Origin of the sequence: Echinicola soli (assembly GCF_006575665.1) — a bacterium.
GTDB lineage: Bacteria > Bacteroidota > Bacteroidia > Cytophagales > Cyclobacteriaceae > Echinicola > Echinicola soli.
The window spans coordinates 1,228,499-1,249,523 of record NZ_CP041253.1 but is presented as its reverse complement, the minus strand read 5'-3'; the positions used below and the strand labels follow the sequence as shown (position 1 = coordinate 1,249,523).

Genomic DNA, 21,025 nt, shown 5'->3' with positions numbered 1-21,025 from the left:
TAAATTGTCATTAGACCACAACTACATGAAATTATCCAAACGAATTTCTACGCAAGGGAAAATTTTCAGCCTCCTCCTGCTATTTTTATTATGTGGGCATGCCTGTACCTCTGTGCGCCTGATCAGTGAATATGATCCCATCACAGATGAAAAGATAACGGAACTTGAAGAAAAAGTAGCAGCGTATTTTGTCCAGTTGGAGCGAACCATCGGCACCGAAGAAGCAGATTATGAACATTACCAAACATTCTTTGATGAAGCCAAAGTGGATCTGAACACCTTGGCGGTCAGGGCAGCTGCGGTCGACAAAAACCGCATTGTCCAGGAGCAGGTAAAGGAATTGCAAAACATGGTATCGAATCTTGAGTTTTTGCACAAGATGGGATTTGCATCTGCAGAACAACTTCCTCCACTGAAAACCGCCTTTAACTCTGCCTTTACAGCTATCATCCGACTGCAAATGGCCCTCAAACGTGGAGAGTCTTACGAAAACTGATAAACCTATCCCATTATGTCTGAGATCAACACAGAGGAAATATTCGAAAAAATGGTCATGGCTGTCCAAGGTGTACTGACCAACCACTGGGAAGAAGCCCAACCTTTTGCTGAAAATGAGCTGAAAGTATTGGCCAACAATATCAAACTGATCGGTGAACTGAAACTCCAGGGTAAAATTACCGAGGAACAAGCCAAACACTACTTGGAAATCCAAAAAAGCAGCGCGCGCATCGTTTTACTGACCATCGAAGGCCTAGGCATATTGGCCGTAGAAGGTGCGATCAATGCTGCCTTGGATGTAGTCAAGGGTACGGTCAATACAGCACTGGGTTGGAAATTGATATAAGTCCAAATACCGTTTATTTTTTGTATATTCAATATCAATAGCTTTTACGATTTAAAGTCATTGCGAACGAAGAGAATCGAAGGGAAGCAATCTTTTCTTTTGCAAAACAGATTGCTCTGTAGCATCCTCCTCGTGATGATGGATATCAAATCGATATTTTTAACCAATAAATGAACTGAAGATGGGATATATGGGATTTGGGATGCGTAAAGAGGACTACAAGCGCAAGCCCAGAAAAACACTGGAACTTTACAAAGATGTATATGGCAATGACCATACGCTTATCGAGCATGATGAAAATGCTCCAAAGCTCACCAAAGATGAAGTACTCACAAAAAGCCGCGTGCGCAGTTTATTCGAATGGAAAGGATTCTTGATTCTAAAGATCGCAGTGCTTTTGGCAATTATAACGGTATTCATTATCGTGCTAATGAGTTAGTTGCCAAGGTAATTTTTACTTTTTCAAGAGCGCGGGAGAGCCACTTTTAACATTTTGTAAGACAAGAAATCTTCTAACGTTTTATCCCCATCCGTTTTCCATAACTCAGCACTCTCCACAACCACTCAAGCGGCCCATACCTGAAATACCGAAGCCAAATCGCGCTCATCAGCATCTGCACAGCGAAGACCAAAATCCCAGTGAGCAACATCATCGGTGGACTCATTTTTTCATAAAGAGAAAACCCAAGTCCATAAAAAAGAATCAAACCAACTAAACTCTGAAAAATATAGTTGGAAAGTGCCATCCTCCCCACATACTTTAATGGACTTAACAGTTTTTTCCATCCTTGAAAATAATATAACCAACCCATAAGCCAGAGGTAAAAAAGCCCCGTCATCACATCTGATAGGAATATAAGTTGTAGAAATATTGGCTTAAGCCAAGGATTATGGTAAATGTCAAGATCAGTAAGGGCAAATATAAAAAATAGCCTGTAAGCCGTGATCAATAAAATCACCATCAAAACTGGCTTTTTTGTCCGTGCAATAAAATCTTTTATCGCATTGTGATAGCCCTGTCTGACAAAATACAGCCCCAACAAAAACATTGAAAAAGCTACTGGTCCCACCATGTAAAGTAACAAAGGGATATTTGAAACATAATCTGCCCAACGCAAACTGATTTGCTCACCCAACGAACCATTCCAAATGATATTCCTGATTTCTTGGGGATTATATAGCTCTATTAAGCGGCTAGAATTCACCTCCAAACTCCCAAAAACAATGGCCACTATGACATCATAAAATGGAAAAACAAATACAATGATCGACGTAATTAAAATCACCTTTGCAGCTCTTCGGATCCAAAAAAAGGTGAATATCCCAATGAGGGCATATAAATGCAAAATGTCACCATCCCACAAAAAGGTGATGTGCAGAATTCCAAAAACCAACAGTATGAGCATTCTCCTTATTAAAAAGCCAAGTGGCAGTCGTTTAGAATTAATGAATTTATTGGTCTGCATACCGATGCCCAATCCAAATAAAAAAGAAAATATTGGGAAAAACTTGCTATAAAAGAACAGCTGCAAAATCCTGTAGGAAAAGGTATCGATTGGCCGAGTCCATAACTTGCCAAATTTCTCTTGGTTCACCATAAAACAGTTCATGATCTCGATATTGACCATAAAAATCCCGAATATCGCAAAGCCCCTAAAAATGTCGATCAATTCAATACGAGAACGGTCAGAAATGGGGTTTACCAATTGGTCTAATTTCATTTGATGCTAATTATAAACAGAAAGCTTAGGACCCACCCTGCGAGAAAACCTATCTGGAAAAACGCATTACGGTAAATTCCCGCTGTACCTCTTCCATGGCTTTGCTCTTGACGGTTTCGGTCACGTCTGATTGCTCCAAGGTCACCAGACCAACTTCAGTCATTAACTCCATAACATCAGCATCATCATATAACGTAAAGCCATGCTGGGCGAAAGGCAGCTTTTCCATAAACCGTTTCTGCGCAAAAGCGATCACCAAGCTCCCCTCATCGGCCAACAACCTTTCCAATTCCTCTGCTGTCCTCAAAGGATCTTTCCAGAAATAAATGGTATTGACCGTAAAAATTTTATCAAAACTCCCAGACTCAAAAGGAGCTTGCTCTCCATCATACAAATGAAAGTCCGCAATACCTGCATCGATCCATTGGATATTGTGCTTCTTGGCCTCTAGGTACATGAGTTCGGAAACTTCCAAGCCAGTATAGTGCAGGCTTTCCTGCTCCTCTAAAAGCTGGCTCACATGCATTGCACTCCCATGCCCTAGCTCCAGCACCTTGTCGCCGTTCTCCAAATGAAGCAGTTCTATGGCCTTTTCAGTCATGGAAATGTTCGATTCATGCATGGTAGCGGCCACATCGATGCCCATTTCCCCTTTTGGGTGGCTCAGCTGGGAAGCAATGGCCTTTAGTTCTTCTTCGCTAAATGACTTTTTCATAGGAGAATAAAGTTATAAAAATAAAGTTGATTTTAGTGCATAGCAGTAGCTTGTAAGCGTTTAGAGTAGCTAAAGTTGCAAAACTGATGTACATCAGTTTGATTTCTAAGCCGAGATCAGGTTATGGAGAAAATAAGGCTGTCACATAAGCCGCAATAGCCTGTCCCCGATACTCATACGGGACTGACCACAGCGCCTGTGCCGACCCAATGTCGGTAAAGCATTTCAAACACATGATTATCAAATGAAACCCCATCAATTTCGTTTCTCCTGTCCTGTCAGCCGTGGCGAATCGGAATCCATATAATATGCCATCTTTATCTTTAATTTGGAATTACAAATCGTGAACAAACCGAGCTTCTTTTATCTGAATAATTCCATACATATTCATGATATTCTATTTACTTTGTACTTGGTATGGTCGATTGCTCATACCTTTTTAGCTATGAAAATACGCCTTTTTATACTGTTTTTTTTCACGGCCTGCTTGGGTGCTTGCCAGCATACTTCTCCACCAGCTGTCTCCTTTTACTATTGGAAAACGGCCTTAAATTTGAATCCCACTGAAACCCACACCATCAAGGCCAATGAGGTCAAGAAACTTTATGTCCGCTATTTTGATGTGGCGCTAAGTGCCGATGGCCTGCCATATCCTGTCAGTGAAGTGACCCTCGATCATTTTCCCGATACATTGGAAATCGTTCCGGTAGTGTATATCAAAAATGAGGTGATGCTGTCTTCTAATTTGGATGTGGCTGAATTGGCAAAAAAAATCAGTAAGCATGTCAATTCAATTTCAGAAAACAACCATCTTTCCTATCAGGAAATCCAGATTGACTGCGACTGGAGCCTAAAGAGTCGTGACCATTTCATGGCTTTTATCGACCAATTGGATGAGATGACTGATAAAACCCTGTCGGCCACCATTCGCCTCCACCAAATCAAATACGCCCAAAAGACCAAAGTTCCGAATGTGGACTATGGTGTGCTGATGTATTACAATATGGGAGAAATCAATGCCAGAACCGCCAACTCCATCTATGACAAGACCATCGCTGATCTTTATACCTATACTTTAGGGGATTATCCTTTGCCCCTGAAGGTGGCCATGCCGATATTTAGTTGGGGAATTCATCTCCGAAATGGCCAAGTGGTGGGACTTAGGCCAAAAGTGACAGCTTCAGCACTAAAAATGGATGCTGCCTTTGCAGCCCTCAAGCCCAATTTCTTTGAAGTAAAAAAAGATTTGTTGCGCAATGGAACCTATTACCGTAAAGGTGATGTACTGAAAACCGAAGCGGTATCCCAAGGACAATTGTTGGAAATGGCGGAGGATCTGGGGAATCACATGAAGGTGGACGAAATTATTTTTTATGACCTTGACTCAATGAACTTAAGAAACTATGAAAAAGATATCTTTGCCCAAGTTAGGGCTGCTTTTTAGTGGCAGTTTGCTGTTGACTTATTTGGTGGTGAAAGCCTGCGGTGGCTATTACGACATCATTGCCTCTAATTTTACCCCTGAGATCTACGTGGACGAAAGCTACGAGCCATTGCTACTGGAAGAAAATTTCTTCTTTTATGATGGTATGGATAATGCGCATAATGGTCGATTTAATGATAAAATCGTCAAAGATTGGTCCGAGTATCTGGCCTCATCTGTGCCCAAGTATGCGGTAGATTCCTTGTTGTTACAGGCAGATTCTGCGCTTATAAGTGATCTAAATCATGTTGTAAATTCTACCAGCTCTAGCTCCAGCCTACCCTCATGGACAAAATCATTGGACCTAAAAACTCCAAAAATTAAGGACTTCCTTGCCTTTTTGGAGTTGGCCAAGCAGGTAGAAACGGCCTCCCTCAATAGCGGGTATGGCTACTGGGAACCTAAGGAAAATCACCCATTGACGGATGAAGGACTATTTCAGCAACTCCAAAAGAAATATGAAAATGCTGCGGATGAGTTTATGAAACAGCGGTATTGGTTTCAGGTGATGAAAGCCTATTTCTACAGTGCCTCTGACCAAGAAAAAGTGATTGCCTTCTTCGACAAAACAGCTGCGTCCATGCCCAAAAACACCTTATATTACAGGGCGTTAGCCTACAAAGCAGGCGTCTATTACCACCAAAAGGCCTTCAGCCAATCCAATCTTTATTATGCACAGGTATTTAATGAATGCGCTTCCCTACAAAAAGTAGCGATCTTCAGTTACCATCCGCAGGATTCGGTCGTTTTTGCACAGGAAACGCTCCCGCTCGCCAAATCCCTGGCCGAAAAAACCACGCTTTGGGCGCTACAGGGCTATTATACTAATGAAGAAGAAGCGATCAGCCACATTTTTGCATTGGACCCTACCAATCCCCACCTCAACTTCCTGCTCACCCGGCTGATCAATCATCAAGAACGTTATATCAAAGACCCCTATTACCACACTGAAAGCTATCGCGGTTACACAGATTTAGATGAGTATAAAGAACAGCAACACAAAGAACTCAACAGCGATGCACTGGATTTGGTGGCCAGGATTGCCCAATCAGGGAAGACTAAGCACCCCTTTCTTTGGAACATTTCCCATGGGTATTTGCTGACACTAAATGATCGGTTTGACGATGCTGAAAAGGCTTTTGACAAAGCCGAAGATCATTTACCCAAGACCCAGTTGGCCAAAAACCAATTGCGTCTATTGCGCCTGATCAACCAGCTCAATTTGTTGGAAAATCCAGTTCCAGATCAGCTGGATGCCTTGGTCGATGAGCTTAACTGGCTTTACTTTGAACTACCAGGGCAAAAATATCCCAACAGCGATGTTTTCCGCTATGAAAATGCACAATCCTGGAGTAAAAAATACCTTTCCCTGTTATTTGCCAAGGGAGAAAACGCCCTTATGAGTGAATTGCTTTCAAGCAGATATGCAGGGTATTTTTATGGGTACGATAACCAACCCACCTTTTTTGACCAAGCCGGGAATACGAAAAAACTAAAGCAATTTTTCCTCTCCAATACAGCTACAGGGATAGAACAAATTGGCGAAAAACTATATCCTATCACGCTACATGATATCTATTATTATGAAACCATCGAAGCACTCTTTGCCAACCGCATCGATGAAGCCTTGCAGATTTATAAAAGTCAGGCGTTTGAAAAGGTGTTCCCTGCCAACCCCTTCAATGCCCACATTTGGGACAATCATGATGCTGAACACGCCCTGGGCAAAACCTATCCCATGGGACAATTCCTGGAAACGGTAAAGTTGATGCAGGAAAAATTGGCCAAGCAGGAAGAAGTCTATCAAAACAGCCTTTTGCTGGGCAATGCCTTTTATAATATCACGTACTTTGGCAATGTACGGGCATATCAATCCGATATTGTGGGTTATTCCTACAGTCCCTATGGATTCAGTCCTTCCATGCGCCACATGATCACCGATTGTTCCCAAGCCAAATTGTATTACCAAAAAGCATTCGATGCTGCCACAACACATGAGCAAAAAGCCAAATGTAGTTACATGCTGGCAAAGTGTGAAAGAAATGCATATTACTACGAAAAATACTACAGCAAGTATGCCAATGAATGGTCTGAAGAAGATGACGATGTGGATTTTATTGCCTGGAAAGGCTTCCAAAAATTAAAGGATGAATATTCAGATACCCAGTATTACCAAGAGGTGATCGAAGAATGCGGGTATTTTAGGACCTATGTGGAAAACGAGTGAAATAAAAAAAGACTTCCCAATACTACTAACCTCAGTTCGATTAATATAATTTGATTAAAAACGGTTATAACGTCATTGCGAGACCTTTTCCTACTCCCTATTTGGCACCAGACAAGACTGCCTTTGACTGTAGACAAGCTCGCAGTGACACTATTTAAAATCGAGCTCAGGTTACTATTAAACCCGATAAACTTTGAATACCAGAAAACACTAAACCCCAATTTAGTTATGCCATGATTAGTAAACTTGATCGGAAACATTCTTAAAAGGTTCTAAGGCATCAATAGATTCTTTTACCTTTTTAAGTCGAATACCTGCTTCTTGAAGTTCTCCAAGCTTATCAACATCATAATTGAGTTCCGACAGATTCTTCAATTTTACAGCAGTACCGGCCATACAAACCATAAGCATTCCTTTCCCTGCTCCTGCTTCTGAATAATCAATATCAGTTCCTACTACAGCATTTCCACCAACGGCCACGGCTTCCCAACGTAGTTGATCCTTACATCTATCCTCACCATCCTTTAGCTTTTTATTGTACTTTCCAGATTCCATCCCGAAAAAATCCGTCCAACTAGAAGCAATTTCCGAAAACACTCCTGTTCCCGTGACAGATTGAGAGGTAATCATCTCTAAACTCTCATATTTCCAATCTTTGGGATTATGTAATGTCACAATAGGAACTGCATCAATCAATTTCTTAATGTCTTTCAAACAATCAGATTCATCGGAATGAGTCTTTTCCCACGTCTTTTTGAATTCACTCCTAGCATCAGTTATTAAAGGAGAGGAACATTTTGTGCAAAAGCCAGGACTTTGATTGTCTGTAAATTTGTGGATAAAGCCAACCGTTTTTTTTCCTACTAAACTAGTTTCGGACATGATACTGAATTTCAATACTGCATTGCAGTTGGGGCAAGTTTCTTTACTCATAATTTCCTTTATAAAAATTCACACTTCAAAAATCACCTTCCAATATACTAAAATCCAATGGATGCTAAAATGGCGTAAAACAGAAGTAAAAGGCAGGTAATAAATTTTTCGTGTTTTTATAATAAACCCTCTTAAAATGAAGGCTCTATATGATTTACTGTGGGTGCTAAATTATTTGTAATGGTATAATTTCAGCATTGTCATCAAGTCAGCCTTTGCCACTTTTTTCCTACAGGTGAAAAAAGTGGCCAAAAAAACCCGCCGCGGCGCATCTATTACGCTAAAATTAAACCCCTCCATCATGCAGGCAAACTCCTCCAGTTAAGCTGCCAATAACCCTTTCGAGCAGCATTTCGTCAAACAAGCCTGCTTTCTTGCCCACACGCTTATTTAATTTCTTAACGCCCAATACCTGCAAGGCGGATACATTAATACAAGTTTTATATTCCAGTGTCATTTTTTTAAGGGTTTTCGGTGGAATACTATACCCATAGTATTCAAAATAGATCCAAAATGAATGTAGATATAGAACTTGAAGAAAGAATTTGTTTTCTTAATAACCAAATAATTATTTGGATAATTTTTTCTTTACTTTCATTTTTTCCTGTTCTTTTTGCATGGTATCTAAATTAATTTGGTATTATGAATTTTGATACCGTTGGCTCCTACATTGGAGGATTATCCATGCCATTCGCCTCCATTTCGGGAGCTTTATTTGTTTATGTAGCATTTCTGGGACAACAAATACAGATAATCGAGACAAATTAATAATGAGGTGTGTATTCGGAGTAATTATCCATATTTATCAAAACAGGGAAATCATTGATCAGGATTACTATCATACTATTTTCTATCAACAGCTATCCTATCACGAAATAAATTTTATATTTTATTCATTTTTTTCAAAAAGAGCTTACTATACACCTCATAGAGAGCATATTCTTGCTGAGTTTTTAAGAAAAATTGAAGAAAACATGCTTTTTTATGAGGAAGGTGTCGAATTCTTAAAAGATATAAATTTCCACTTGCCGTAGGTACGACCGATACACCAAAAGCCGTCACGCCCAGATCAAATCTCTCGGCGTGACGGCTCTTTTGGATTGGCATTCTAATCGAAGTACGGGTACTTCCCTTTCTCGATCATATGATCGGCGATTTGTCTTCTCAAAACTTTGGTATTAACCACATCCATTTTGGTGAATCGCTTCAGTCCCATCAGCATTACTTTCTGTTCGTCACCCGAAGCAAAGGAAGCGATGGCTTCTTTACCGGCTGCCTGGATCTTATCCACCGCTTCGGATAAGTAGACCTTTACCATTGCCAGTTGTTGTTTGCAAGCTTCTTCACTTTGCATTCCCACCCGTTTCTCGGTACGGAGCAGTGCGGACTCCACCGCGTAGATCTCAATCATAATGTCCGCAAGGTTCATCATGATTTCCTGTTCTTCTTCGATCTTTGGCCCAAAAGTCATGGCGGCTTTTCCACCGATCATCAGGAATACCTTTTTGAGCTTTTTCAACACTTCTTTTTCTGCAGCAAATAATTCGGAAGCATCTACCGTATCGAAAGATGGAACGGACGTAAGTTCATCCGCCACTGTTTTGGCCGGCTCGAATAAGTTGATCTCCCCTTTTGTGGCCCGCTTCAGTAACATGCCCACCATCAGCATGCGGTTGATCTCATTGGTACCTTCATAAATTCTGGAAATCCGGGCATCCCGGTAAGCCCGTTCCATGGGAGCGTCTGCCGAATAGCCCATACCTCCATAGATCTGCACTCCCTGATCCACCACATAATCCAATACTTCTGATCCGTGGATCTTGGCAATGGCACATTCCATGGCAAACTGCTCCATGCCTTTCAGCTTAGCCTGGTTTACCTCCATTCCATCTGCGATCAACGCGTCTATCCGGTCTTCAATGTTCTGCCCAAGACGATAGCAAATCGACTCGCTCACATAAGTCTTCACCGCCATCTCGGCCAGTTTCGATTTGATGGCGCCAAAAGTATTGATGGCCACACCAAATTGTTTCCGCTCGGATGAATAATCCAAGGCATTCTTAATTACCTGCCTGCATCCTCCCAGCACGCCCACTCCCAACTTCACCCGGCCAATGTTCAGGATGTTTACGGCGATCTTAAAGCCGTTTTGCCGTTCGGAGAGCATATTTTCCACCGGCACTTTGCAGTCGTTAAAAAATACCTGCCGGGTGGAAGAACCCTTGATGCCCATCTTTTTCTCCTCCTCGTTCATGGTGATACCGCCAAAAGATTTCTCCACAATGAAAGCCGTCAGGTTTTTATCGTCATCTATCTTGGCAAAGACGATCAATAGATCGGCAAAACCGCCATTGGAAATCCACATCTTCTGCCCATTGAGCAAGTAGTGCTTACCGTCTTCGGTGAGGGCCGCTTTGGTCTTTCCGCTGTTGGCATCTGAACCAGCATCCGGCTCTGTAAGGCAATAACAGGCTGCCCAATCACCTGTGGCCAGCTTGGGCAGGTATTTTTGCTTCTGCTCCTCAGTACCATAAAATAGGATCGGCAATGTACCAATACCCGAATGCGCTCCGTATGTAGTTGAAAAAGAACCGGCTGCACCGATGATATCGGCAATCAGCATGGATGTATTGAAACTCATGCCCAGCCCCTGGTAGGCCTCAGGAATGGAAATTCCCAACAAACCCAATTCGCCCGCTTTCTTCAAAATGCCCGGTACCAAATCGGGGTTTTTCATGCTGTCGATTTCCTCGATCTTGGGCAGTATTTCCGTATCCACAAAATCCTGACAGGCCTGCGCCATCATGCGCTGCTCTTCGGTAAACTCCGCCGGGATAAAGATGTCTTTGGCATCCGTCTCCCTGATGAGGAACTCTCCTCCGTTAATGGTTTTATTTTTTGTTGTTTCCATATTTCAGATTTTAGATATGAGACTTGAGATGCTAGACTGACTGATCATTTCTTAATCAGTGTGTAAAGCATCCTTTGCAATTCATTTATTTTTTCAGATATCGTTGCAAAATCCTTTCTTTCAATAAATTCTAATTCATAAGCAACAATTAGTTGTGTTTCCAATTCACAGACTGAACCATTCCATACGGACAAAAAGTGAGAAAATTCCTTGTCGCTTTTTTATGCCAGCACCTTCAGAGATATTAGAAGCCACGGAAACCCCGCAGCTTCTCATTTGGGATATTAGACCAAACTTTTCTTCCGTAGGAAAAAATCTAGTAATCCTGTAAACATCCACTATCACCTTAATCGCTTTTTGCCAAACTTTAAACTCCTTGTAATTATGCATAATTTGTATTTTTAAGTAAAAAGGTAGCTTATTAATAGTGGTCTATTTTAGTAATATTGATTCTGTCTAACATCTAACGTCTCCAATCTAAAGTCTACTTCAGCAATTCCACCACTCCGGCTACGCCTTGTCCGCCTCCGACGCAGGCGGTGACCATGCCGTACTTTTGGTTTCTTCGGCGGAGTTCATTGATCATTTGGACGGTGAGCTTGGCTCCCGTGCAGCCCAGTGGATGACCCAGGGCTACGGCTCCGCCATTTACATTCACGATCTCGGGATCCATGTCCAGCTCGCGGATCACGGCAAGTGCCTGTGCGGCAAAGGCTTCATTTAGCTCTACAAGACTGATATCGTTCAATTTCATTCCCGCCTGCTTCAGTGCTTTTGGAACGGCTTCTTTCGGGCCGATGCCCATAATACGGGGGTCCACACCTGCCACAGCATAGCTGACCAGTCGCGCCACTGGCTCCAAGTTCAGCTCTTTGACCATCCGCTCGGACATCACCAAGGTGAAGGCCGCACCATCGGAAGTCTGGGAAGAATTGCCCGCGGTAACTTGTCCTCCTTGCTTGAAGGCAGGTTTCAGTCCTCCCAACACATCCATGCTGGTTCCTGGCCGGGGACCTTCGTCAGTATCCACGGTAAACGACCTCGTCTGCCGTTTGCCGGATTCGTCCACATAGGTTTCCTCCACTTGGATCGGAACTATTTCGTCCTTAAACCTTCCTTCTTTAATGGCACTGATCGCACGCTCGTGGGAAGTCACTGCAAACTGATCGGAATCTTCCCGGGAAATATTGTAGTCTTTGGCCAATTCCTCAGCGGTCAGCCCCATGCTGAGGTAATAATCGGGATGCTGTGAAGCGATTTTCCAGTTCAGGGCGGTCTTATACCCCATCATCGGCACCATGGACATGGATTCGGTACCTCCTGCGATGATACAGTCCGCCATACCAGATTTGATCTTTGCTGTGGCCAGGGCGATGGCTTCCAGACCAGAGCCGCAATAACGGTTGATGATAAACCCGGGCACCACCTTACCCAAGGCCATTAGGGAAATCATCCTGCCCATCTGCATGCCCTGCTCCGCTTCGGGAACGGCATTGCCCACGATCAGGTCATCCACCATCTCGGGCTCCAAACCTGGTGTATCGGCGATCAACTCCTTGATCACATCCACGGCCAAATCATCTGGCCGATAAAAGCGGAATCCACCTTTCTTGGCTTTTCCCACTGCTGTTCTATATCCATTGATTATATAAGCTTCCATGTCGAGTATCTAGATTTTAGTAGCTAGTATCTAGATTTAGCTACTTGGTTAAAGTTGATTTTAGTCCAATTATCATCCGTTGTATTTCGGACAAATCTGATTGAATTTCTTCGTTCATATCTTCTGTAACAAGTCCTATTCTTTTACTGATTTCCAATTGTGTTTCTAATTCAAAGCTTTCTCCCAAACTAATTTCCAAGGAATTAGCAAAAGACTTATATGAGGTTTTGGTACAGCCCTCTGCTATATTTGAGGGAATCGAAACACCTGCTCTTCTCATCTGAGAAGTAAGTCCGAATTTTTCTTCCTGAGGAAAGCCCTGTGTCATCTGGTATATTTTTATGGCATAGTCAACAGATTTCTGCCATACTTTTAGTTCTTTAAAATTGTGCATCGTATTACGGGTTTAATTGAAAATTATGTTTGTAATTTCTTATCTTGATACTAATTTCTCAATGTTTTTCCCTTAAACAGGATGCTCTGGATTCTTTCCTGGGTTTTTTGCTCGCCGGTGAGACTGAGGAAGGCTTCGCGTTCCAGGTCCAGCAGGTACTGTTCGCTTACTTCTGTAGGCTGTGATAGATCGCCTCCACTCATCACCCAAGCCAGTTTTCTGGCGATCTTCGCATCGTGGTCAGAGATATAAGATCCATACTGCATCCCGGTAATTCCAGCTTCGAACAAAGCCAGGGAAGTTTTGCCCAAAACCTTGATGTTGGTCTGCTGCACAGGTTGTGTATACCCCTCGTCAAATAGTTCGATAACTTTCGCTTTGGCCTCGGCAAACTGCCGTTTACGGTTCATGGTGATGCCATCTTTGACCTGCAAATATCCGAGGCCGCGGGCTTCTTCTGCTGAAGTGGAAACTTTGGCCATCGCGATGTTCATAAAGTATTCCTGCAGCCTGTTCACTTCCACATCACCACTATGAATGGCATTGGAAAACCGGAGGGTCATCTCCTTGGTACCCCCTCCCGCAGGGATCAAGCCGACGCCAAATTCCACCAAACCCATATACAGTTCGGCATGTGCCTGTACTGCATCGGCATGCAATGACATTTCACAACCTCCGCCCAGTGCCATATTGTGCGGAGCCACCACCACCGGAACACTGCTGTATCGGACACGCATCATGGTTTTTTGGAACTGGGCGATCATTAGATTGATCTCGTCAAACTCCTGATCTCCAGCAAACATAAACAGCATCGCCAGGTTGGCACCGGCCGAGAAGTTGGCACCCTCATTGCCGATCACCAGCCCTTTGTAATCTTTTTCGGCCATGGAGATGGCCGTATTGATACCTTCGATCACTTCCTGACCCAAGGAATTCATCTTGGTATGGAACTCCAGACCGATCACTTCATCGCCCATATCATAAATGGTAGCACCGGGATTTTCCCATATCTTTTTATTGGCTGCTTTAAGCGTATCCAGCAGGATAAATTCATGCTGTCCAGGAATGTCCTTATAGGATTTCGAAGGAATATCGTAATACTGGCGATTGCCATTTTCCACGCGATAGAAACTGTCATTTCCAGCATCAAGCATTTCATATACCCAATCAGCGGCTTTTTGATCTGCTTCCTCCATCTTTTTGACCGCATCTTTTACACCAAGAATATCCCAGTTCTCAAATGGCCCGTATTCCCAGCCAAAGCCTGCACAAACGGCCTGGTCAATACGGTAGAGTTCATCCGAAATTTCAGGAATCCGGAACGAGCAATAGCGGAACAGGTCATAAAAAGTAGCCCGGTAAAATTCTCCGGCTTTATCGTCAAAGTTTACCAGGAACTTGATCCGCTTTTTCAGGTCGTTGATTTCTTTGGAACCTTCCAGTGCCTTGAACTTAGGTTTTTCGACAGGTTTATATTCATGGGTTTTGAGATCGATTTCTTTGAGTTCTTTACTGCCGTCCTTATGCCGGATCATATGGAAAAAACCCTGTCCGGTTTTGTCACCCAGCCATTTCTTTTCGGAAAGGAACTCCACGATCCCAGGCAGTTTGAACCGCTCTTTGGATTCATCTTTTTGCAGGGCTTTGCTCAGGTTATTGGCGACATTGACCATGGTATCCAGCCCGACGACATCCATGGTGCGGAAGGTAGCCGATTTGGCTCGGCCAATGACAGTGCCTGTCAACTTATCCACTTCCGAAATACCCATCTCCATCTCTTCGATAATGTGCATGCTGGACATCATCGCGTAGACTCCGATCCTATTGGCGATAAATGCCGGGGTGTCTTTACAGAACACTGTTTCCTTACCTAGATAGCGGTCTCCATATTCCATCAGAAAATCGATGATCGCCGGATCGGTCTTCGGTCCGGGAATGATCTCCAACAGCCGTAGGTATCTTGGCGGGTTAAAAAAGTGCGTTCCGCAGAAATGGGTCTGGAAGTCTTCACTTCTTCCCTCGCAGAGCATCTGCATTGGAATGCCTGAGGTATTGGAGGAGATCAGCGTGCCCGGCTTGCGGTGTAGTTCTACCTTTTCATAAAGGGACTGCTTTATATCCAGCCGCTCTACAACCACCTCGATCACCCAATCGCAGTCTTTGATTTTGGGAAGATCGTCTTCAAAATTACCCGTCTGGATACGATCGGCAAAAGCCTGATCATAAATCGGCGAAGGCTTGGACTTGAGTGCCTTTTGTAAGGCCTCATTGACCAACCTGTTACGGACCGCCCTGTCTTTCAGGGTCAGGTCTTTTTTGTTTTCGGCTTCATTGGGTTCTTTGGGCAAAATATCCAGTAATAGTACCTGCACACCGATATTGGCAAAATGGCAAGCGATCCTGGATCCCATTACTCCTGAACCTAAAATAGCAACTTTCTGAATGGCTCGTTTCATTTGATTTTAATTTGTTTTCAATGGTCAAATGGAACCTCACAATTTACACTGGCTCCTCCCGGAGTGATCTGCATCATGCTCGGTTTCATAGCAATAATTTCTAGTAAAATAATCCCAACTTGGGCAAACTATAAATCAGTTGATTGTTTTTCGATTACTTGGTTGATTTTTTGAAATACCCTGAAGAAAGTGTCCATTTCCCTCTTGTTGACTATTTCACGAATGGCATGGTTAAATTCCTGAATGGTCTCGATGGATCTTTCTTTTTTCCGCTTGCCCTCAGGGGTCAAAAAAATGCGGACCGAACGCTTATCGGAAGGATCAGGTCTACGGCAAATGAGGCCTTTTTCTTCCATCGTTTTGAGTATGCGGGTAAGGCTTCTGGACTCCAATCCCATCAAAGGGGCAATCTTGGTCGCAGGAGTGCCTTCGTGTGAGTTGATATTGATCAGCACAAAACCTATCGAGGTAGTAAATCCCTCTTCCACTGCTTTTTGGTTATACATGCGGGAAATGGCATGCCAGGCAGTTTTGATGTGGAAATCGACGGTTTCTTCCGGCTTCATCGTCTCAGGTCGTTTCTATATTTACATAACGTAATATAATAATAATTTTGTATGCATGCATACTATTTTGGGTTAAAAAAGTTAGAAGGTTGGTCGGATTAAATGTTGGAAGATTAAGAGGTTGGAAAGTGGCAGGTGCTGTTCTGGATATGAAATCGGGAATGAATATAAGGAGGATTTGTGCCATGGACATTACCCAATGCTATTAAGAGAGAAGTTAACCACAGATGGACATCCTCCAAGCGGACAAATACAGGATCTTCTTTTACTCACTTTGCTATGACTGGCTAAGTGAAGTCACCACTAGCTATATCAAAGAAAGTAAAACACTCACTGGCGTCCTACTAAATTTCAAATATGATCAAAAACTGTCTTTAAATAGAAATTTGAGGGTTTTTATTCCAATCCCTGAAATGACCCCCATCCCCTAAGGGGAACTTTCTAAAGCTCCCCTTTAGGGGATTTAGGGGTGAAAACAGTTGTTTTTTTCATTTTGACGATTTTTTTCTCTGACGCCAGTATAAAACAATCACCTTAGATCGCCTTGATTCTTTTATGAATCTCGAGCTTGGATTTTTCAAAACGTTCCCCTCCAAATTCCTCATTATCCAAGGAAATAACGGTAACATCCTTAACTCCCATCATCGCGAAAATAAATTTCAAGTAAGTAGTTTGGTAATTCATATGGCCGTTTTTTTCTCCTTCACCATATGCCGCATCACCTCTACTCGATAGGATATACAATTTCTTATTTTCCAATAAACCGACATAATCTCCATCTGGCTTCCCCGAACGAAATTTCCATGTTTCGTTGATCCTCATAATCTGGTCAATATAGGCTTTCAATCCACTTGGGATTGACCAATTGTACATGGGAGTGGCAATTACATAGACGTCGTGATCCTTTAGTTCTTTTATAAGCTCATTACTGAAGTCCACTCCTTTTTGGTTTTCCTTGGTTCTCGCTTCAGGTTTGACGAAAGCGCTGGCTATCCAGTCTTCATCAATCGGGGGAATTTCACTTAGCCCCACTTCCCTGTTGGTAACCGAATCAGCTTGATTTTTTGCTAGCCAATTTTCCATGAACAATTCCGCAAGCTTACGGCTATGTGATTTTTCCTTCCTTGCGCTGGCGTTGATGACCAATACCTTTTTCATATGATTTTTGCATTTAGTTTACCATGCAAAAATCCCAATCAGGTGACACAAAAAAATTGACCTAGTTCAATCAGCATTACTTTCTTTTTCTTATACGGCTGATAAATTCCGGTGTAACACCCAGGTAGGAAGCTATCAGGTATTGGGGTACTTTAGCTGAAATAGTTGGATATTTCTCCACGAAATCAATGTAGTTCTGCTCAGCATTACTTGAATTGGTAGTGATAATGCGCTGCTGTAAACTCCCCACATAGCTCTCCAAGATACTTCTAAAATAGGACTCTAACTTTGGAATACGTTTCAGCATTTCCTGAAAGGAATCACGATGAATTTGCAATAGCAGGGTGTCTTCCAATGCCTGAATATTATAAATGGAGGGTGTTTGTTTTTGAAAACTCAGGATGTCTGTCGCCCACCAATCGTCAATGGCAAAATACAAAATCTCCTCATTGCCCTTATCTGAAATATAAAATGCCTTCAGTGCACCCTTGACCACGTAATTATCACTTTTGGATACCTCTCCATTTCTCAGCAGATAGTCTCCTTTCAGAAGTATCTTTTCCATCCAGAACGTATGAAAAAGATCAATCTCCTCCGGGCTGAGTGTTACGTATTTTGCTATGTTTTTGAGCAATTGAGCATTCATGCCGACGCTATTAAGTTAATCCTTATAATCCACCATCATCTCCTGATACTCACCACCCATACTTTTTTAAATTCCCTGTGCGAAAAGCAGTATAGGCCAGTAAAACCAACAGTACCAGCTGTACCAGGACCATGGCCGAGGCAAAATTGAGCAATGAATCGCCTTCCAATACCCCGCCCATAATCAGACCACCACGGGTGGTAAACAGTAAAAGGAAAATGGATGTGATCATCAAAATTAAATTGGCCGGTCCACTGCTAAAACCCAATGCGATAACCTTTACCAAATAGACCACAAAAAAACAGGCTACCGCAAAAGGCCACAAAAAATACAAGCTGCTCATGGCTAAATGAGTATCAAAAATCCGGAGATCAAATTGGGTTTCCGGCTCAAAGCCCGCCCATCCAAAATGAAACAGGTGCAAAGCAAGCACTAAGATCACTGTACCGATAAGCCAATAAATTTCTTTTTTCATTCAATAATCCCGTTACAAAAACTTGTGAAAAGTTATTCGATCTTGCCCTATGGATGCTGACTTTGGACTCAAATTGTTTATGATAAGCGTCTATTTGTCGTAGTAAATTAGATTTGCTTCTTTAATCTTACTAAAAGTCAGTATCTGAAGTAATTACGGGAACGCCAATATTTTGAGGTAGCCAAGATGATACTATCGGGCAATTTGATTTTTCCGGACTGTTTTATCCTAATTACTTCTTCCTTAATCCGGTTATTGATATCGATAATTACGCAGTCTTCCAAAAAATTCCTGATTTCTTGCTGCTCATGTTCTTCAATGTCCTGATACCCTAATAATTCAAGCTGAGTAACAAAGGACACATATAGTTTTTTGTTATATAATAAGGTAGATAGGTCCTCATCTCCCAAAAGCAGGTAAAGTACTAAATTAGTATCCAATAGAACACTATTCCCATTCATCCCTCATTCGATTTTGAATGACTAAAGGATCTTCTTTCAGGCGGATTACTCCACAATACTTGTGGGTATTTACCCCTTTGATTTTTAACGCTTTCTGAAAAAGCTTATCTAAAATCTTCTTATCTAATCCTTTTTTTATTATTGTAACCATCACAACATAGTTTGTTCAAATTTAAACATTTATATGATTATCCAAGTTCATTTACTGTCTTCTAAAACCATTCTACAGGTAAAATTTGGTTGCAATTAGTCGGAAAATAGTGTCTGAACTGCTTTCCTCAATCAAGGAGCATTAAATTTCCTATCAATCACCGACAATATGCTGCCGCACAAATAAAGGTTTCTTCTCCGACATTTAAGCCCGTTCCAATTGAAAAATGGTAATTTCAGGCCGGACATTAAACCGTACTTGCCATAAGTGGCCCACTGCACGATTAATGTACAACATTCTTCCATCTCCCAAATCAAATTCTCCGGCAGTATATTTTAATCATGATTTCCTAAGATTCCAGCTGTTCCTCTCCTCCCTTTTTCAGCGTACTTTACTACCACCTCCAATTGTCCAAACTGCTCTTGATTCTCATAACTCGCATAATCTCCTGTATACACCACGACGTCAGGCTTGAATTGCCGGGCTTTTTTAAATGCATCGATGATATAGCGATAATCAAAGCGGTTGCCTACATGGATATCACTTATTTGGATCAAAGATTTGCCTGTAAGATGAGCAGGTAAATTGCGGATAAGCATCTTCTTCCTTACAAATTCTAACCAAAAAAATTCTATCTGGTAGGCATAAGCAGCGCCCAAGATGCCCGCTCCCATGGTACCCAAAATAGTATTCCTGATGAATTTTCTCCTTTTCATATTACATAAACTAACATCAGTTTGAATTAGCAGTGACAAAAAGCGGCTTGGTCTGTCATCTCGCTGTGGTAAGGGAGTCCCATAAAGATGTTACGGCAGTGATTCGCTTATGGTTAATGACAAAATAGACCTCAAATGATGCATTTTCTCCGAATTCACATTAAACTAACCGTTCCAAGCGTCCTTTTCTCTTAACGATATGCTTATAATCCCATTGGATCATGCGGGATTTTTCCAGCCAGCGTTTGAGATCCTGACTATTGATTTGATCTCCACTAGTATAGCGGATTTCGGCGGCTTTGAACTTTCCCTCCGGCTTTAGCTCCGGTTCATCAAAGGACTGCCCACTCCAAAACAACAGCCGGATGCATCCTTTCAATTTGCTATAGCCCACGATGGGATTACCATCCAGGAACCAGACCGGATGTGCATGCCAAACCTTGCTTTCTGAACCAGACAGGTTTTCGTCAATTAGCTGAAACAACCTGTCACAAATAATCCTGTCTTCTTCCGATTGGGCTTCATGATACGTACGGATATCATTGTTCATAACAAAAGGACTTTGGTTGAGGTTTGATAGTTTAATTTAACATCAGTTCGGAATAATCATCGCCAAAAACCATCATTGCTACCCTGCCTTTTGGTAGGGTCTTCGGCCCTCTGACCCTAGAATAGCCTGTCCCGAAAGTTTTCGGGAACGGTCTATGGTTCGAACTCGCATTAATTTACAGAATTTTCCGTTTATATTCCAGATGTTATTCCATGCTCATACTTTTTTCATTAGCCCAGGCCAGCACTTTAACCCCTGGAGAATAGTGACTTAATACTGGTTGGCCATGAAATAGTTTAGAAAACCTGGGATATTTTATGAAAGCTTTGGTTAAAGCAATTTTTCGGGCAGGCCAAGGTGTATGATGGATTTCATAAGCATTGATCGCGTTAGGGCTATCCTGAAACAGGGCATAACGTTCCATGAGCCACCATTCCAGCGGAGACTTTTCCTCCAGAGTTGCCTCTATCCGGAACTTCAATTGCAGTTCGTCCTGACATGCTGCATTAGCGGCATGATAACTCCCATTTACCCTTTTCATGGGCGAAAAACGATAAGGCAATGCTGACAGGCTTTTGGCTACTTTACAAGAAGTCCTTTTGCCACCTTCGATACTCAAAAAATAAACACCCTGCTTGCCTTTATACTTGACATAAGTGCGAATATTAATCTCATGAAAATTTGAAATTGGCGGAAATGGTGGCAAATTTCTTGGCCGAATCTTTTCCATCGTAAAAGCCACCACAGAAATCCACGCCTGTCCATCAAAGAAGTCAATCTCCAGTTCGGCAGGTACCCACTTTCTCAATGCTGTTTCGTCAACAGGCCAATGCAAAAAAACTGCGTCATTCCATTCTTGATAATAGCTCCATTTTCTTTTTGGAAGTTCCCATGGACGGTGATCTTTGATCTGAAGAAGTTCTCTGATCCTCATATTCTACTTTTATTTCAATATGGA

General features: G+C 42.3%; 24 protein-coding genes. 5 read left to right on the top strand and 19 right to left on the bottom strand.

Features of this window, described 5'->3' with window-relative positions; genetic code table 11:
• The first annotated feature begins 25 nt into the window (after window positions 1-25).
• The 3 genes from FKX85_RS05225 (at window position 26) to FKX85_RS05215 (ending at window position 1,283) form a co-directional block, all read left to right on the top strand.
• Complete coding sequence (locus FKX85_RS05225) at window positions 26-496, top strand: hypothetical protein (RefSeq protein WP_141613721.1); 471 nt, start codon at window positions 26-28, stop codon at window positions 494-496.
• A gap of 15 nt (window positions 497-511) precedes the next feature.
• On the top strand, window positions 512-844 hold the full coding sequence (locus FKX85_RS05220) for a hypothetical protein (RefSeq protein WP_141613720.1): 333 nt from the start codon (window positions 512-514) through the stop codon (window positions 842-844).
• Between the two features lie 181 nt (window positions 845-1,025).
• Window positions 1,026-1,283, top strand: a complete 258-nt coding sequence (locus FKX85_RS05215) for a hypothetical protein (protein ID WP_141613719.1) — start codon at window positions 1,026-1,028, stop codon at window positions 1,281-1,283.
• A gap of 73 nt (window positions 1,284-1,356) precedes the next feature.
• Here FKX85_RS05215 and FKX85_RS05210 read toward each other — a convergent pair whose 3' ends face one another.
• Both FKX85_RS05210 and FKX85_RS05205 read right to left on the bottom strand, forming a co-directional pair.
• Window positions 1,357-2,565 (bottom strand): DUF418 domain-containing protein, encoded by a 1,209-nt coding sequence (locus tag FKX85_RS05210; RefSeq protein ID WP_141613718.1) that lies wholly within the window; start codon window positions 2,563-2,565, stop codon window positions 1,357-1,359.
• A 49-nt stretch (window positions 2,566-2,614) separates the two neighbouring features.
• A complete protein-coding gene (locus FKX85_RS05205) occupies window positions 2,615-3,280 on the bottom strand; it encodes a class I SAM-dependent methyltransferase (RefSeq protein WP_141613717.1) in 666 nt (221 codons plus the stop codon).
• A gap of 445 nt (window positions 3,281-3,725) precedes the next feature.
• On the opposite strand from FKX85_RS05205, the gene FKX85_RS05200 reads away from it, so the two are divergent.
• Window positions 3,726-4,724 carry a hypothetical protein gene (locus tag FKX85_RS05200; protein WP_141613716.1) on the top strand — a complete coding sequence of 333 codons (999 nt, stop codon included), beginning with the start codon at window positions 3,726-3,728 and terminating at the stop codon, window positions 4,722-4,724.
• Window positions 4,684-6,990 carry a hypothetical protein gene (locus tag FKX85_RS05195; protein ID WP_141613715.1) on the top strand — a complete coding sequence of 769 codons (2,307 nt, stop codon included), beginning with the start codon at window positions 4,684-4,686 and terminating at the stop codon, window positions 6,988-6,990. The genes FKX85_RS05200 and FKX85_RS05195 overlap by 41 nt, the downstream gene beginning before the upstream one ends.
• Window positions 6,991-7,227: 237 nt before the next feature.
• On the opposite strand, the gene FKX85_RS05190 is transcribed toward FKX85_RS05195, so the two are convergent.
• The 17 genes from FKX85_RS05190 to FKX85_RS05125 form a co-directional block, all read right to left on the bottom strand.
• Window positions 7,228-7,923, bottom strand: a complete 696-nt coding sequence (locus FKX85_RS05190; RefSeq protein ID WP_141613714.1) for a heavy metal-binding domain-containing protein — start codon at window positions 7,921-7,923, stop codon at window positions 7,228-7,230.
• Window positions 7,924-8,209: 286 nt separating this feature from the next.
• Window positions 8,210-8,380 carry a hypothetical protein gene (locus FKX85_RS21400; RefSeq protein WP_168196217.1) on the bottom strand — a complete coding sequence of 57 codons (171 nt, stop codon included), beginning with the start codon at window positions 8,378-8,380 and terminating at the stop codon, window positions 8,210-8,212.
• A gap of 651 nt (window positions 8,381-9,031) precedes the next feature.
• The gene (locus FKX85_RS05185; RefSeq protein ID WP_141613713.1) at window positions 9,032-10,834 is read right to left on the bottom strand and encodes an acyl-CoA dehydrogenase family protein; all 1,803 of its coding nucleotides are present in this window, start codon (window positions 10,832-10,834) and stop codon (window positions 9,032-9,034) included.
• Window positions 10,835-10,878: 44 nt separating this feature from the next.
• Window positions 10,879-10,998 carry a four helix bundle protein gene (locus tag FKX85_RS21720; protein WP_262711622.1) on the bottom strand — a complete coding sequence of 40 codons (120 nt, stop codon included), beginning with the start codon at window positions 10,996-10,998 and terminating at the stop codon, window positions 10,879-10,881.
• A gap of 1 nt (window position 10,999) precedes the next feature.
• Window positions 11,000-11,224, bottom strand: coding sequence for a four helix bundle protein (locus tag FKX85_RS05180; protein WP_262711621.1), 225 nt, complete (start codon window positions 11,222-11,224; stop codon window positions 11,000-11,002).
• A 94-nt stretch (window positions 11,225-11,318) separates the two neighbouring features.
• The gene (locus tag FKX85_RS05175; RefSeq protein ID WP_141613712.1) at window positions 11,319-12,494 is read right to left on the bottom strand and encodes a thiolase family protein; all 1,176 of its coding nucleotides are present in this window, start codon (window positions 12,492-12,494) and stop codon (window positions 11,319-11,321) included.
• Between the two features lie 40 nt (window positions 12,495-12,534).
• A complete protein-coding gene (locus tag FKX85_RS05170; protein ID WP_141613711.1) occupies window positions 12,535-12,888 on the bottom strand; it encodes a four helix bundle protein in 354 nt (117 codons plus the stop codon).
• A gap of 50 nt (window positions 12,889-12,938) precedes the next feature.
• Window positions 12,939-15,344: a 3-hydroxyacyl-CoA dehydrogenase/enoyl-CoA hydratase family protein gene (locus FKX85_RS05165; protein ID WP_141613710.1), complete on the bottom strand. Its 2,406-nt coding sequence runs from the start codon at window positions 15,342-15,344 to the stop codon at window positions 12,939-12,941.
• Window positions 15,345-15,472: 128 nt separating this feature from the next.
• A complete protein-coding gene (locus tag FKX85_RS05160; protein WP_141613709.1) occupies window positions 15,473-15,910 on the bottom strand; it encodes a MarR family winged helix-turn-helix transcriptional regulator in 438 nt (145 codons plus the stop codon).
• 534 nt (window positions 15,911-16,444) lie between these two features.
• Window positions 16,445-17,068 (bottom strand): FMN-dependent NADH-azoreductase, encoded by a 624-nt coding sequence (locus tag FKX85_RS05155; RefSeq protein WP_141613708.1) that lies wholly within the window; start codon window positions 17,066-17,068, stop codon window positions 16,445-16,447.
• 76 nt (window positions 17,069-17,144) lie between these two features.
• Window positions 17,145-17,714 (bottom strand): Crp/Fnr family transcriptional regulator, encoded by a 570-nt coding sequence (locus FKX85_RS05150; protein ID WP_141613707.1) that lies wholly within the window; start codon window positions 17,712-17,714, stop codon window positions 17,145-17,147.
• A gap of 49 nt (window positions 17,715-17,763) precedes the next feature.
• On the bottom strand, window positions 17,764-18,189 hold the full coding sequence (locus tag FKX85_RS05145) for a hypothetical protein (RefSeq protein ID WP_141613706.1): 426 nt from the start codon (window positions 18,187-18,189) through the stop codon (window positions 17,764-17,766).
• Between the two features lie 137 nt (window positions 18,190-18,326).
• Window positions 18,327-18,650: a PIN domain-containing protein gene (locus FKX85_RS05140; RefSeq protein WP_141613705.1), complete on the bottom strand. Its 324-nt coding sequence runs from the start codon at window positions 18,648-18,650 to the stop codon at window positions 18,327-18,329.
• Window positions 18,637-18,801: a hypothetical protein gene (locus FKX85_RS21395; RefSeq protein ID WP_168196216.1), complete on the bottom strand. Its 165-nt coding sequence runs from the start codon at window positions 18,799-18,801 to the stop codon at window positions 18,637-18,639. Before FKX85_RS21395 ends, FKX85_RS05140 begins: the two co-directional genes overlap by 14 nt.
• Before the next feature lie 335 nt (window positions 18,802-19,136).
• Entirely contained in the window at window positions 19,137-19,517 is a 381-nt protein-coding gene (locus FKX85_RS05135; protein ID WP_210416906.1) for a metallophosphoesterase, read from the bottom strand.
• 160 nt (window positions 19,518-19,677) lie between these two features.
• Window positions 19,678-20,067 carry a DUF1801 domain-containing protein gene (locus FKX85_RS05130; RefSeq protein ID WP_141613704.1) on the bottom strand — a complete coding sequence of 130 codons (390 nt, stop codon included), beginning with the start codon at window positions 20,065-20,067 and terminating at the stop codon, window positions 19,678-19,680.
• 205 nt (window positions 20,068-20,272) lie between these two features.
• On the bottom strand, window positions 20,273-21,001 hold the full coding sequence (locus FKX85_RS05125; protein WP_141613703.1) for a YqjF family protein: 729 nt from the start codon (window positions 20,999-21,001) through the stop codon (window positions 20,273-20,275).
• Between the last annotated feature and the right edge of the window lie 24 nt (window positions 21,002-21,025).

Coding starts and splice junctions, on each gene's coding strand:
- FKX85_RS05210 (WP_141613718.1), bottom strand. CDS start 2,565: ATGAAATTAGACCAATTGGTAAACCCCATTTCTGACCGTTCTCGTATT.
- FKX85_RS05150 (WP_141613707.1), bottom strand. CDS start 17,714: ATGAATGCTCAATTGCTCAAAAACATAGCAAAATACGTAACACTCAGC.
- FKX85_RS05130 (WP_141613704.1), bottom strand. CDS start 20,067: ATGAACAATGATATCCGTACGTATCATGAAGCCCAATCGGAAGAAGAC.
- FKX85_RS05175 (WP_141613712.1), bottom strand. CDS start 12,494: ATGGAAGCTTATATAATCAATGGATATAGAACAGCAGTGGGAAAAGCC.
- FKX85_RS05200 (WP_141613716.1), top strand. CDS start 3,726: ATGAAAATACGCCTTTTTATACTGTTTTTTTTCACGGCCTGCTTGGGT.
- FKX85_RS05225 (WP_141613721.1), top strand. CDS start 26: ATGAAATTATCCAAACGAATTTCTACGCAAGGGAAAATTTTCAGCCTC.
- FKX85_RS05155 (WP_141613708.1), bottom strand. CDS start 17,068: ATGAAAAAGGTATTGGTCATCAACGCCAGCGCAAGGAAGGAAAAATCA.
- FKX85_RS05185 (WP_141613713.1), bottom strand. CDS start 10,834: ATGGAAACAACAAAAAATAAAACCATTAACGGAGGAGAGTTCCTCATC.
- FKX85_RS05160 (WP_141613709.1), bottom strand. CDS start 15,910: ATGAAGCCGGAAGAAACCGTCGATTTCCACATCAAAACTGCCTGGCAT.
- FKX85_RS21400 (WP_168196217.1), bottom strand. CDS start 8,380: ATGACACTGGAATATAAAACTTGTATTAATGTATCCGCCTTGCAGGTA.
- FKX85_RS05125 (WP_141613703.1), bottom strand. CDS start 21,001: ATGAGGATCAGAGAACTTCTTCAGATCAAAGATCACCGTCCATGGGAA.
- FKX85_RS05215 (WP_141613719.1), top strand. CDS start 1,026: ATGGGATATATGGGATTTGGGATGCGTAAAGAGGACTACAAGCGCAAG.
- FKX85_RS05135 (WP_210416906.1), bottom strand. CDS start 19,517: ATGAAAAGGAGAAAATTCATCAGGAATACTATTTTGGGTACCATGGGA.
- FKX85_RS21395 (WP_168196216.1), bottom strand. CDS start 18,801: ATGGTTACAATAATAAAAAAAGGATTAGATAAGAAGATTTTAGATAAG.
- FKX85_RS05180 (WP_262711621.1), bottom strand. CDS start 11,224: ATGCATAATTACAAGGAGTTTAAAGTTTGGCAAAAAGCGATTAAGGTG.
- FKX85_RS05165 (WP_141613710.1), bottom strand. CDS start 15,344: ATGAAACGAGCCATTCAGAAAGTTGCTATTTTAGGTTCAGGAGTAATG.
- FKX85_RS05220 (WP_141613720.1), top strand. CDS start 512: ATGTCTGAGATCAACACAGAGGAAATATTCGAAAAAATGGTCATGGCT.
- FKX85_RS05140 (WP_141613705.1), bottom strand. CDS start 18,650: ATGAATGGGAATAGTGTTCTATTGGATACTAATTTAGTACTTTACCTG.
- FKX85_RS05170 (WP_141613711.1), bottom strand. CDS start 12,888: ATGCACAATTTTAAAGAACTAAAAGTATGGCAGAAATCTGTTGACTAT.
- FKX85_RS05145 (WP_141613706.1), bottom strand. CDS start 18,189: ATGAAAAAAGAAATTTATTGGCTTATCGGTACAGTGATCTTAGTGCTT.
- FKX85_RS05205 (WP_141613717.1), bottom strand. CDS start 3,280: ATGAAAAAGTCATTTAGCGAAGAAGAACTAAAGGCCATTGCTTCCCAG.
- FKX85_RS05190 (WP_141613714.1), bottom strand. CDS start 7,923: ATGAGTAAAGAAACTTGCCCCAACTGCAATGCAGTATTGAAATTCAGT.
- FKX85_RS05195 (WP_141613715.1), top strand. CDS start 4,684: ATGAAAAAGATATCTTTGCCCAAGTTAGGGCTGCTTTTTAGTGGCAGT.